The sequence below is a fragment of the Magnetococcales bacterium genome, from assembly GCA_015231175.1.
In the GTDB taxonomy this organism is placed as follows: Bacteria; Pseudomonadota; Magnetococcia; order Magnetococcales; family DC0425bin3; genus HA3dbin3.
Genome location: JADGBZ010000014.1, coordinates 1 through 12,655, shown reverse-complemented (window position 1 = coordinate 12,655; position 12,655 = coordinate 1). Strand labels below are relative to the sequence as shown.

The following is a 12,655-nucleotide window of genomic DNA, read 5'->3' as shown; positions in this document are numbered from 1 at the left end:
CCCACCAGGACTCCGTCCTGGACCTGCCAGGGAGCCAGCCCCCTGGACCCCGATTGGAGCCTCCCAACATCAAAGAAAACCGGGGTACGCCTTGACCCTCTCCCGCACCCTGCCCACCTCGGCCTCCAACTGCTGCAAAAGTTGTCCAGGCAGGTTGGATAAATCCTCCTTGGCTCTCTTTTCCACCTCCTCGGCCAGCACTCTGACCCGATAAGCCCCGATCCGACTGCTGGAAGTTTGCAACCTCTGGGCAGAACGTCGGATCTCCTCGGGACATCCCCTCTCCACCCCCCGTTGAATCGACGCCACCATCTCGGGCAGGGCCATGAGGGAGAGTCCAAGAATGGTGTCGAAATCCGGCCCCAGGTCATGCTTGAACTCTCTGAGCACATCCGTATCCACCACCCCGTCATCCCCATCCCGGGCACTTTGTTCGACCTTCTGGCGTCTCCTTTCCGGCAACCAGCGTTGTATCATGCCCTGGAGATCCCTGGAACGGACCGGTTTCGAGAGGTAGTCGTCCATTCCAACCTCAAAGCAGCGTTTTCGGTCATCCTCCAGGGCAAAGGCTGTCAATGCAATGATGGTCACATGTCCTCCCCGCTCCGCTTCCCGGGCACGGATCGCCTGGCAAGCGGAAAAACCATCCATCTCCGGCATGTTGCCATCCATGAAAATCAGGTCATAAGCGACATCGGCAAGTCGATCCAGCACCTCCTGGCCATTCTGGACCAGGTCCGGTTGCACCCCGATCCGCTTGAACATTTTTGTCAGCACCAACTGGTTGACCGGGTCATCCTCAGCCAACAGAATGCGGGTTTCAGCCGGGACCGAAGGCACAACTTCCGCATGCGTGCGCTGCGTGGTGACCGGCTCCTGCCCGCCGGCGAACGCCACCGGCGTGACTCCCGGAGAAGCCGCCAAGCACCCGGACTCTCCGGCGACATCGGTCACCGGTACGGTGAAAAAGAAGGTCGAACCCTGGCCCAGCGCACTCTCCACCCCGATCTCCCCGCCCATGGCGGTGACCAGCCGTTTGGAAATCGTCAGCCCCAAGCCGCTCCCCCCATAGCGGCGTTCGGTGCTGTCGTCAGCTTGCACAAAGGATTCAAAAATGATCTGGCGCTTCTCCTCGGCAATGCCGATACCAGTGTCTTTCACCGCAAAGGACAACCATGATTTATCCTGGCTGGAGGTATGCAACGCCAGTGTCATGGCAATATGACCAGTTTCGGTAAATTTGGCCGCATTACCCACCAGATTGATCAACACCTGGCGAATGCGCCGATAATCTCCAACCACCACCAACGGCACATCTTCCGCCACCTGACTGGTCAGGGCCAACCCTTTTTGCCTCTCCACCGGATAACGCATCATTCCCATGACATGGGCCACCAGATCCCGGGGTTGGAAAGGCTCCCGACTCAGGTTGACCGTACCGGATTCAATCTTGGCCAGATCCAGAATGTCGTTGATCAGGGTCAACAAGGCCTGGCCTGAATCTCGAATCACCTGCATGGCCTCCTTGCGCTCCTCTGCGGAGGCAGCTTCATCCACCACATCAGCCATGCCGATGATGGCATTCATGGGGGTACGAATCTCGTGGCTCATGGTCGCCAGAAATGCACTCTTGGCCTTGCTGGCCAGCGCCGCTTGACGCGCCATCTCCTCGGCCCGCTCCTTGGCCTCCTGGATGCGCTCCTGATCCCGTTTGCGTTCGGAAATGTCCCGTACCACCCCCACCGTACCAATATACTCCCGAACCCGGGCGTGCATGCCGAACAGACCGGAGCTGTTGACCTCCACCACCACCCGTTCCTCCCCCAGGGGGGCGATGGCGCCGTGCCAGAGGGCATGGCTCGACTTGCACTTCAAACTCACCTCCAACCCTCGGGTCATACGCATACCGGTGCGATGTTCGTCGAACAATTTGGGCGACTGCCCCTCCTGGTGGGCCTTGCACTCCTCCTTGCCCAGGGCAGCATGGCTTACCTGATCGACCTGGGCGGAATCGATGATGTCGCTGAAATGCTGGCCCAACAACTCGGCGGGGTCGTAACCCAGATGACGGATGGCATTGTTCAAAAACGTGAAGCGCCCTTCGGCATCCAGACGATAGACAATGTCCGGAATGGTTTGGACCAACCCCCGAAACCGCTCCTCGGAGATGGCCAGTTGCTCCACGTGACTGGACAGTTGTTCATTGAGCCTGTTCAACTCCAGTTCCTTGCGATGCAGTTGAGCATTCTGGGCCAGGGCATTCTCGTAGGTGGAAAGCAGCAGGTCCAATATTTGCCGGCGATCAGCCGTCACCTGGCAGCGGGTTCCGGAAAATTCGATCTCGATGGGAGGGGTGGTCGCAGCCCCACTCCCGGTCACCGGGGTGCGGTCGATGAGGCTCCGGAGCTGCCGAATCAACAGCCCCGTATCGAACGGTTTGGTCACATAGCCGTCGGCGCGGGCCTCCAGACCCTTGATCAGATGGCTGGGTTCGGCCAGATTGGTCAGCAGCAGCACAGGGATGGTCACCCGTTGCGGATCCTCCTTGATCTGGCGGCACAAGGTAAAACCGTCCATTCCCGGCATGGTGATATCACTGATGATCAGGCTCGGCTGGTTGTCCGCCAGCCATTGCAGGGCATCCTCGCCGCTCCGGACCCGCTGCACCGAGAAACCGGCATGCTCCAGCACCAATTCCAGTTCGATGGCCTGGGTCAGACTGTCTTCTACCACCAGAATGTGATGCATCCCACTCTCCCCCTCGTCTGCCAGGTTCTACCGCTCAAGGGACAATCCGTTGTGCGCTGAATGGTTGCAATCCGTTGAGCATCGTTGCCATATCCTCCGGGGAGAGCACATGACAGGCTGCGCCCAGCCGGATGGCGGCGTCAGGCATGCCATGGACCACGGAACTCTCCCGATCCTGAACCAGGGTCAACGCCCCCGCATCGCGCATTTGCCGCAACGCCTCGGCGCCATCCCGACCCATACCGGTCAGCAGCACCCCCACCGCCCGGGGACCATAGGCCACGACCGTCGAACGGAACAAATAGGAGACCGAAGGACGCAAACCCGCCTCGGGCTGTGTATTGGCATCCAGCACCACCCGCCCCTGGCGCAACCCCGCATGCATGCCGTCCGGGGCAAAATAGACCTGCCCCGCCACCAGGGGAGCCCCCTGGGTTGCCACCCGCACTGGCATGGGAACAGTCTGCTCCAGCCAGGTGACCAGCCCCTCCAAAAACCCGTTGCAAATGTGCTGGACAATGACGATGGGCAACGGAAACGGATGCACCAACTTGTTCAACAAGACTTGAATGGTCTGGGGACCGCCCGTGGAGGCCCCCATCACCACCACCTCCGTCAAACCCGGCTGGACGCCTCCCCGGGGACGAGAGACCGGAGCCGGCGCAGCCCGCAATTTTTGGGTCCAACGCCGCACCACCCGCACCTCCGACATGATGCGTACCGTGCGGACAAAATCCGCCGCCAGGCGGTCGAATTCCGGATGTCCCGGACCCGGCGGCTTGGCCACCGCCGTGACCGCCCCCACCTCCATGGCCCGGAAGCAGGCCACGGTCTGGTCGGGCTGCCAGATGCTGCTGCAAATGATGATGGGAACCGGATGTTGTTCCAGAATGCGGCGCGTGGTTTCGTAGCCATCCAGGTGGGGCATGTTGATGTCCATCACCACCACATGCGGCAGGGGAGAGTTGGCCATGCAGGCGAGGGCCTGTTGACCATCCCGGGCCACCTGGCTGACCCGCATGCCTGGCTGGGCATCCAACAACCCCGTCATCAGCTCCTGGCTGGTACGGGAATCATCCACGATCATCACATCGATCATAGCAACCCCTCGATGATCTCCAGCAGGTTCCCCTGGTCGAACTCCGCCTTCACCATGTAGGCGTTGGCCCCGGCGTGGATGCCGCGTTCCCGATCCTGCCGGGAGGAGAGACTGGTGACCAGAATGAGGGGCAGATGGGCCAAGGCGGCATCGGCCCGGATGCGTTCGGTCATTTCAAAACCGTTCATCAAGGGCATCTCCACATCCGCCACCACCAGATCCACCGCTTGCTCCCGCAATTTTTTCAACCCATCTTCCCCATCCATGGCGGTATGCACCTCATAACCCGCCACCTCAAGAATGTTTTTCATCATCATGCGGGAGGTCAGAGAGTCCTCCACCACCAGGATGGCGCGGCGTCGTGTCGAGAGTTCCATCTCTCTGGAGCCAACGCCCCATGCCGCACTCCCCTCTCCAACAGCACCGGCCATCAGGTCGGCCACGTTGAGAATCGGCACCACCCGACCCGAACCCAGGATGGTGGCCCCACTGACATATTTGACCCGCTTCAGGTGTTTCCCCAACCCCTTGACCAGAATCTCCCGCTCCTCCACCACCCGGTCCACCCGAAAGGCGATGCGCACGGAGCGCCAGGCCAAAACCACCACGGTCAGGGCCGCTCCGGGTGGTTTGGCGGTCAACCCCAGCACGGTTGCCAAATCCACCAGGGAGAGAGGAGCGCCGCCATGGCTTATGGTCGGACAATTTTCCAGGGTTTGCACCTGCGCCAGCGGAACCTTCAAAACCCCCTCCACCCGGTCGCTGGGCAGAATGAACAACCGCTCCCCCACCCGCACCTGAACACCCCGGAAGGTGGACAGGGAGATGGGAAGATGGATAACGATCTCCGTACCACCGGTTGCCGGCTCCTTCAGGGTCAACCTTCCACCCAGTCTTCCCACCGTCTCCTGGACGATGGCCATGCCCAACCCCCGGCCAGACAATTCGGTCACTTTGGCCGCAGTGCTGATGCCTGAGTGGAATATCCACTCCCGCACCTGTTGATCGGGCCACCGGGCCACCTCTTCTGCGGAGAACGTCCCCAAAGCCGCCAAACGTTCCCGCAGAGCTGGCAGATTGATCCCCCGGCCATCATCCCGCAGACGCACCTCCACCTGGTTGCCCTCGACCTGACTGACCTGCAAAAAAATCTCCCCCGTGGCTCGCTTGCCAACTTCCAGTCTCTCCTTGACGCTCTCCAGGCCATGGTCCACGGCATTGCGCAGCAAATGAATCAGGGGAGTCTTCATCTCTTCCAGGATGCGCCGATCCACCTCCACCTCGTTGCCCAGGGTGATCAAACTCACCTCCTTGCGCTGCTCGCGGGCAATCTCGCGGACCATGCCATGAAAAGTCTCCAGAATGGTGGCGGCAGGAACCATGATGACGCTCTTCACCCTGTCCAAAAGATCATCCACCAACCGGTCAAACTGACGCTGGCTGCCGCGAGCACCCCGGGCCAACTCTTTGATGCGCCGTTCCATACCGCACACAAAATCATGATTCAACAGCAGAAAGTCATCATTCTCCGTTCCGCCCCGCGATCCGGATCCACGTTTGCGCCATGGGTCAAAGGAACGGGCCAGACCGGCGAGGGCACGGATCTGCTCGTCCCAGACCATTTTCATGGCAATCATCTCCTCGGCCCTGAGCAACAGGTCATCCAGTTTTTGGGTGGGCACCCGGACGGTGGGCAGGCTGGGCACAGACAACTGCACAGGAGACTCCATCTGACCGGAAGGAGTGCCCTGCTCCAACAAGAACCCCGGCGCCGGCGAGCAGGCCGGACATGGTGATGCAGAGTCGGCGACCATCGGGGCTGGGGGTTCCGTTGCAAGTGGGGCGGCAGTCGTGTTTTCACACCCTGCGGTAGTGGATGCGCCGGCTTCCTCGGGGAGCGGAGATGCAGCCCCCTTCGCGACATCCCGTGAAAATCCTCCCGGGGCATCCTCCAGGGTAAGCCGTTCCACCAGATCGGCAAGCTGGTGGGCAGCAGGGACCAGATCCGCCTGGGCGCCGGGAAACATTCTCCCCAGGTACCGGGTGGCATCATGGAGCGCGTCGAACAGGGCAGGCGTCAGATGGCGCCGTCCATCCTTCACCGTTCCCAGCACCCCTTCCATGGCCTGACAAAGCGTCTCGATCCCCCGCAACTGCACCGCACGAGCCGCCCCTTTGAGGCTGTGGGCCTCCCGGAACACCTCCTCCACCAGGGCATGGCGAGCGGCAGGGTCGTCCATCTTTTCCAGCGTGACCAGACGACTCTGGATCACTGCCAGCCGTTCTGCCGACTCCATCTGAAACGCCTGGTGCAACCTTTCCAGCAATCTGGCCTGATCCATGGAATCACTCATCCGATTGGTGACAAGTCACTGGCCACGCCCTGTGGGAATCAATGGGTTCCCTTGAATTTGGCGATCATGGCACCCAGAGCGCTGCTCATCGCGTTGAGATCCCGGGTCGCCCCTTCCAATTGCCTGGCCCCCTCGGCGTTCTGAGAGGTGGCCTGCTGAATGGCGTTGATGGCGGAGACCAGCTGCTCCATACCGGTCAACTGCTGTTTGCTGGAAGCGCTGATCTGGGCTGCCGCCTCGGACGACTCCGCTGCCGTGGCCGCCATGCTGATGATGATCTCCCCGGCCCGGGCAGCAAGGGTCACCCCCTTCTCCACCGCCTTGCCGCCCCGCTCGATCGCCATCACCGATGCACTGGTGGCCTTTTGGATGTCGTTGAGGATCCCTTTGATCTGACCGGTTGCCTCCCGGGACTGTTCCGCCAGGCTTTTCACCTCTTGGGCCACCACCGCAAACCCCTTGCCCACATCCCCAGCCTTGGCCGCCTCGATGGAAGCGTTCACCGACAACAGGTTGGATTGGTCGGCCAGGTCATTGACGGCGCCGATGATCTCGCCAATATTCTGGGTCTGCTCGCTCAACCGCACGATCGACTCGGCAATGAATCTCATCTCTTCGTTGATGGTGCGAATCCCTTCCGTTGCATCCGCAGAGGCCCGCCGCCCCTCCTGGGCCACTCGGGAGACCTTCTGGGCCTCCTGGTACATCCGACCAGACTTCTCCTCGGCCAAAAAGGCGGTGTGGCGCACCTCCTCCACAGTGGCGGTGACCTGCGTGATGGTGGAGGAGGTTTCGGCGGAACTGGTCGCCAACTCCGCCGCCGTGGAGGAGATCTGATTGATGGCGATGGCCAGACGACTGGTGGTCTCCCTGATCTCCTGCGTCTGGGTACGAAAGGTCTCCAGCATGGCCAGGAAAGCCTGAAACAGTTCTCCCACCTCGTCATTGCCAACATCCCGCTCCTGTACAGGGGAGAGATCGTAGCGGGCCAACTGGTTGGCAAAGAGGGTCAACCTGACCAGGGGGTTGGTAATACTCCGAGTGATGAACACCCCAATGGCCAGGGCCAGGAGAATGGACACCGCTGACAAACCACCGGCCCTTACAAAAGACTCTTGACTGGTTTTTTGGGCCATTTTGAGGAACTCTCCAGCCTTGTTGCTGGCAAAGTCCACCAACACCTGAATTTTTTCTTCCATGACCCGCACATAGGCGGCCCCCTCTTCCCTGGTGACAGAGGCCGCCTCACTTTGGTTGCCGGCACGTATCAGCACCACCATCCGTTCTCGAATGACCCGCCACCCCAGGAAGGCCTCATAAGCCTGATCCACGCTTTTTTTTCCCCCCAAAAAACGCTGGTAGACCAACTGGAACCGGTCCAGGACCATCTTTTCATGCCCTGCCATCTCCGCCAGAGCCTGATCCACCTGGGCTTCGTTTTTGGCCAGGGCCGCATCCTTCATGGAGCGGTGCATGGCCATGATGTTCACCTGGATATCACGCACGGCGTTGCTCACCGTCAGCGGGTGCAGATACATGCGATCAACCAGGTCGGCCACGCGCTCCAACTGGGTGATTCCCCACCATCCCTGGAGGACCATGAACACCACCAACAAGCCAAAAGCCACGCCCAACCGGCTGCCGATTTTCATATGGGTCAGTTGCATCCGCTCTCCCCTTCACATGACTTTCGCTTCCAATGGATCGACAAGCGTAACTATTCAGCACCCTTTCAAAAAAAGCCTGGATATGAAAGCCTTTGTCAGGGCTTCGCCCCGAACCCCACCAGGACTCTGTCCTGGACCTGCCAGGGAGCCAGCCCCCTGGACCCCGATTCGTGGTTGGGTGGTGAATAGTTACCGACAAGCAATGGTGCAGTCAACAATCCGGCGCCATCCAGAATGATCAAACGCTCTCGGGTAATCCCCTTGAGAAACGCCGCCCGAACCCCGGTCAGGGTGGGCAGGGAGGCCAGCAGGCTGGCCATGGGTACCCTCTGCACCCCCTCCACGGCCTCCGTCAAAATGCCAAACTCCATGGCTGACGAGGCCAGAATGATCACCCGCAGCCCCGACTGCTCCGTTGCACGGGGCAAGTCGAACAGTGGCCTGAGATCCACCACCGAAACGATGCGTCCCCGCACGTTGATGATTCCGGCGATGAAAGGGAGCGTGCCAGGCAAAGGGGTCACCTCCCGGCAGGTGAATACCTCCTGGATGTGGATCAACTCCAGGGCATACCTCTCCCCACCCAGTTGAAACATCACCACCTCGATGGTTTCACCAGCCGCCCTCTCCTCCTCCCCATGAGAGGCGCGGGCCAGCTCTCGGGCGCGTCTCTCCAACACCCTGTGCAGCCGGGTGGGGTCATCACTCATGACATCTTCTCCAGGGTGGTCCGGATCATGTCAGACATCTGCCGGGCCGGGATGCCATCCGAATGGGGCACCGGCGCTTCCGGATCCAACAGATCCAAAATTCGCAACGCCTGGTTCAAATGCCTGATCCGGTCGGACTTCTCGGGGGTCAAATTACCCAGAGTAAGATGGGCGAGGATGAAATTTGGATCCACGTAAAGCGTCTTGCGCAACCACTCCCGCGCCTCAGCCAGGTTGCCGCCGGCCTGACGCACCGTGGCCGCAAAAAAATAGTGGCCGGCTTCGAGCCGGTCTGTTGCGGCGGCCCGGTCGGCCCACAACTTCGCCTCGTCCAACTGCCCCAGGTTGGCACATACCCTGGCTGCCAAAGCCAGCGCCTCCACAGGACATCTGGAGTGCCGTCCCTCCTCATGCCGTTCCAACAGGGACAACAGCATCTCCCTGGCCTGCTGATAATGGCCCGACTGGTACGCCAGGCGCACCTCTTCCAGGATCCGCTCCCCGGTGGCCTCGCCAACAGCTTCCAGGATCCGCTCCCCGGTAACCGCGCCGTCAGCTTCCAGAATCCGCTCCACGGCGACCTCGCCAACAGCGGTTGGCAAAGGCGCAACGGGCGATGGCGCCAGGAAAGGAAACAAGGGCTGGTACGATTCCGGAACAAGACCGGGAGGCGCCACCGAAATTCGGCTGCCAGCGGCCCCTCGCTTGCGCAACACGAAAACCCCCTGTACCTGCTCCAAAACCAACTCCGGGTGCTGCATGAAGGCCGACTCGCTCGGTCCCACCACCAACCATCCCCCAGGCTGCAACAACTGGCTGAACTGCTCCAGGATCCGTTGGCGCAGATCCTGCCCGAAATACATCAGCACATTGCGGCAAAAGATCAGATCCAGGGAGCCGGGATGGAAGGGGGCCGCAGAGGAAAACGGACCGGCCAGATTGACCGGCAAAAATCGAACCCCTTGGCAAATACGCGCCGCCAATTGGAAAGACCCATCCTCGTTGCGGCTGAAATAGCCATTGAAACGCGCCCCCGAAACCTGCCGCAGGGACCATCTGGAAAAGACACCCCGCCGAGCCCTCTCCAAGGCCTGTTTGTTGATGTCCGAGGCCAGAATCGTCACCGCCCGGGCGCGCGCCCCCCATACCTGGTCCACCACCATGGCCAGGGAGTAGGGCTCCTCGCCCCCGCTGCACCCGGCGCTCCAGAGCATCAATGGCCGATTGTTGACGGAGCAGGCCCGTCGGCGTTCCGGAAGGATCACCTGTTCAAAAAGGGCAAAGGCCGCTTCGTCCCGGAAAAAGTAAGACTCTCCCACAGTCATGTGCCGGGCCAAAAGATCCACCGTTTCCGCAGGAGGGGGTCGGGTGATCAACCAGGCCATCAACGTTTCGGCTTCCTGAAAGCCCGCCTCCCGGGCCAGGTCACAAAGATTTCCATGCAACTGCGGCCAACCCTGCGCCGGAAACCAGATCCCCAGATGTTCGGCAATAAAGCCACTCGCCTGCTGCAACTGCTGCGGCGAAAAAGGCAGGAGGGCACTCAATCCACTCTCCCGCGATCATGGTGCAAGGCAAGTTCATGCCACGCCGCCAGGAGCTGCTGGCCAAACAGTCGGGAAACATCAAGCACCAGAACCATCTCCCCCAGGTGGCGCCCCACTCCGGCCAGGGAGCGATCCAACCCCGGATAGAGATCCTCTGGCTGCCGCAGCTCCAACGCCTCCATGGAGTCCACCCCCACGATGCCATCCACCACGACACCCACCAGGTGGTGACCGGCAAGCAGTATGATGCGATCATCCAACCCCAAATTCCGGACCGGATGACCCAGCCTGGAGCGAACTTCCAACACCGGCAACAAACGTCCGGCCATGTCGATCAACCCCAGCATCTCCCTCGGCCCCTCGGGAACCGGTCGGATGGCAACGGCCCGGATGACCCGTTCCACCTCCCGCACGCCGATGCCGTACTGCCGGCCATCAAGCGAAAAGATCAGAATCTTTTCCAAGGTTTCTCATACCCCGCAACCGTGATCCACCATCCGGGACCGGACAAAAACCACCCTGACGAAACCACCATGTCCACCCGACTATAGCACCTTCGGAAGAGGGATTCATCCACTTCCCTGGCCATGCGGCATGGGTGAAATCAGTGATGGCCCGATGGCGTGGGTTGCGGTAACATGGCGTGGTTGTGTGTTGCGCTATCGAAGAGAGTCAACCTAAACAGTCCAGGAACGATGTGACAAGCCATCCTCTCCCCAACGCTGGCGACGCCTCTCCCGAGGAGGCCCGCGTCAAAATCCTGCTGGTGGACGATTCCATGACCGTTCGCCTGCTTTATACCCACCTGCTTGCGGATGCCGGTCATCAAGTGGTGGCTGCCGGTTCCCTGGAGGAGGGATTCCGCTTGGCCCTGGCCGAAAGGCCGCAACTGGCCATCGTCGATTATCACATGCCTGACGGCAATGGCGACGAACTGGCCCGCCGCATCCTCTCCCACGCGGCCACCTCCAGTATCCTGGTGACCATCCTCTCCAACCGCACCGACATCATGGAAGAAACCCTGGAGTCCGGGGCGGTGGATCTGCTCTACAAGGATGACCCCCACCCCCTGTTTCTTCTTCGGGTCAGGGCCTGGACCCGTCATATCCTGGCCCAGCGGCGACAACAACAAGCAGAGATGGCCATTCACCAACAGGCGATCGCCACACAACTACAGCAGATCAAACTGGAGCGCATGCAGGAGGCCCGGGATCACGCCGAACATGCCAACCGGCTCAAAAGCCAGTTTTTGGCCATCATGAGCCACGAGATCCGCACCCCGTTGAATGCCATTCTGGGCATGGGCGAACTGCTGCGGGAAACCAATCTCGACGAAGATCAGGCCCGTTATGTGGAGATCTCCTCCAACGCCGGCGAAAATCTCCTGGCGCTGATCAACAATATCCTGGATCTCTCCAAAATCGAATCCGGTCGGATGGAACTGTTCAACAATCCTTTCGACCTTGTCCGCGAGGCCCACAGGGCGTTCGACATCGTGCAGACCGAAGCCCACCACAAGGGGTTGCGGCTGATCTTCTACCTCGCCCCCGGGACACCCTCCCAGGTGATCGGCGACCGCTCTCGAATCCGGCAGATCCTCATCAACCTTCTGGGCAACGCCGTCAAATTCACGCGCCGGGGAAGCGTCTCTCTGGTCATCCATGCCCGGCCCGGAAAATCAGACCGGGAGAGGGCGTTCCACTTTTCCGTCCACGATACCGGCATCGGCATCCCCGCGTCCCATCACCAGGATCTCTTCACCGAATTCAAACAAGGCGGCCATCATATCAACCGTGAGTTCGGCGGTACCGGTCTGGGCCTTTCCATCTCCCGAAAATTGGCTCACGCCATGGGGGGGGAGATCACGTTCACCAGCGCAGCAGACCGGGGTTCGACATTCTCCCTGATCCTCCCCCTCTCCCTGGGAACCACCGCAACCACGCCTCTACCCAAAGGGGATCCTCTTCTCCGGGATCAGCAAACCGAACCTGCCGCTTCCGCCCCCTACAATGGCGAAGGAAAAAAGATTCTGCTTGCCGAAGATTCCGAAGATAACGTGTTTTTGTTTAAAAAATTCCTCAAGAGCAGCCCTTACAAACTGGATGTAGTGGAAAACGGCCAGCAGGCAGTCAACGCGGTCCAGGCCGACCGCTATGACCTGATTCTGATGGACATCCAGATGCCAGAGATGAATGGCCTGACCGCCACGCGCACCATTCGCCAATGGGAGCGATCCCACAACATCGCCCCCGTCCCCATCCTGGCCCTCTCCGCCAACGCCATGAAAGAGGACTGTCTCCTGTCGAAAGAGGCAGGGTGCAACTGCCACCTGACCAAACCCATCAGAAAGGCATTACTGCTGGCAGCCATAGAGGATCATCTGGGAGGAACAGAGGAAGATTCCTGGTAACTATGCCAGCACCCTTGAGCACCCTTGCAAAAAAAGCCTCTGGATATGAAAGCCTTTGTCTGGGTTTCGCCCCGAACCCCACCAGGACTCTGTCCTGGACCTGCCAGGGAGCCAGCCCCC

8 protein-coding genes are annotated in these 12,655 nt (G+C 60.5%); 1 reads left to right on the top strand and 7 read right to left on the bottom strand.

All coding sequences use genetic code 11. The annotated features are described in order from the left end of the window. Window positions 1–69 precede the first annotated feature (69 nt). The 7 genes from HQL63_05150 to HQL63_05120 form a co-directional block, all read right to left on the bottom strand. Complete coding sequence (locus HQL63_05150; GenBank protein ID MBF0176221.1) at window positions 70–2,748, bottom strand: response regulator; 2,679 nt, start codon at window positions 2,746–2,748, stop codon at window positions 70–72. Window positions 2,749–2,782: 34 nt separating this feature from the next. Beyond that, on the bottom strand, window positions 2,783–3,847 hold the full coding sequence (locus HQL63_05145; protein MBF0176220.1) for a response regulator: 1,065 nt from the start codon (window positions 3,845–3,847) through the stop codon (window positions 2,783–2,785). Beyond that, window positions 3,844–6,189 (bottom strand): response regulator, encoded by a 2,346-nt coding sequence (locus HQL63_05140; protein MBF0176219.1) that lies wholly within the window; start codon window positions 6,187–6,189, stop codon window positions 3,844–3,846. The genes HQL63_05145 and HQL63_05140 overlap by 4 nt, the downstream gene beginning before the upstream one ends. A 50-nt stretch (window positions 6,190–6,239) precedes the next feature. Beyond that, window positions 6,240–7,868: a methyl-accepting chemotaxis protein gene (locus tag HQL63_05135; GenBank protein ID MBF0176218.1), complete on the bottom strand. Its 1,629-nt coding sequence runs from the start codon at window positions 7,866–7,868 to the stop codon at window positions 6,240–6,242. Window positions 7,869–7,963: 95 nt separating this feature from the next. Further along, window positions 7,964–8,578 carry a purine-binding chemotaxis protein CheW gene (locus HQL63_05130; GenBank protein MBF0176217.1) on the bottom strand — a complete coding sequence of 205 codons (615 nt, stop codon included), beginning with the start codon at window positions 8,576–8,578 and terminating at the stop codon, window positions 7,964–7,966. Beyond that, window positions 8,575–10,125 (bottom strand): methyltransferase domain-containing protein, encoded by a 1,551-nt coding sequence (locus HQL63_05125; protein MBF0176216.1) that lies wholly within the window; start codon window positions 10,123–10,125, stop codon window positions 8,575–8,577. Before HQL63_05125 ends, HQL63_05130 begins: the two co-directional genes overlap by 4 nt. Beyond that, the gene (locus tag HQL63_05120; GenBank protein ID MBF0176215.1) at window positions 10,122–10,589 is read right to left on the bottom strand and encodes a chemotaxis protein CheW; all 468 of its coding nucleotides are present in this window, start codon (window positions 10,587–10,589) and stop codon (window positions 10,122–10,124) included. Before HQL63_05120 ends, HQL63_05125 begins: the two co-directional genes overlap by 4 nt. A 233-nt stretch (window positions 10,590–10,822) precedes the next feature. On the opposite strand from HQL63_05120, the gene HQL63_05115 reads away from it, so the two are divergent. Further along, window positions 10,823–12,535, top strand: a complete 1,713-nt coding sequence (locus tag HQL63_05115; protein MBF0176214.1) for a response regulator — start codon at window positions 10,823–10,825, stop codon at window positions 12,533–12,535. Window positions 12,536–12,655 lie beyond the last annotated feature (120 nt).

What these genes read in the sequence shown, in the direction of transcription:
- HQL63_05150 (MBF0176221.1), bottom strand. Translation starts at nt 2,748, where the DNA reads ATGCATCACATTCTGGTGGTAGAAGACAGTCTGACCCAGGCCATCGAA.
- HQL63_05145 (MBF0176220.1), bottom strand. Translation starts at nt 3,847, where the DNA reads ATGATCGATGTGATGATCGTGGATGATTCCCGTACCAGCCAGGAGCTG.
- HQL63_05140 (MBF0176219.1), bottom strand. Translation starts at nt 6,189, where the DNA reads ATGGATCAGGCCAGATTGCTGGAAAGGTTGCACCAGGCGTTTCAGATG.
- HQL63_05135 (MBF0176218.1), bottom strand. Translation starts at nt 7,868, where the DNA reads ATGCAACTGACCCATATGAAAATCGGCAGCCGGTTGGGCGTGGCTTTT.
- HQL63_05130 (MBF0176217.1), bottom strand. Translation starts at nt 8,578, where the DNA reads ATGAGTGATGACCCCACCCGGCTGCACAGGGTGTTGGAGAGACGCGCC.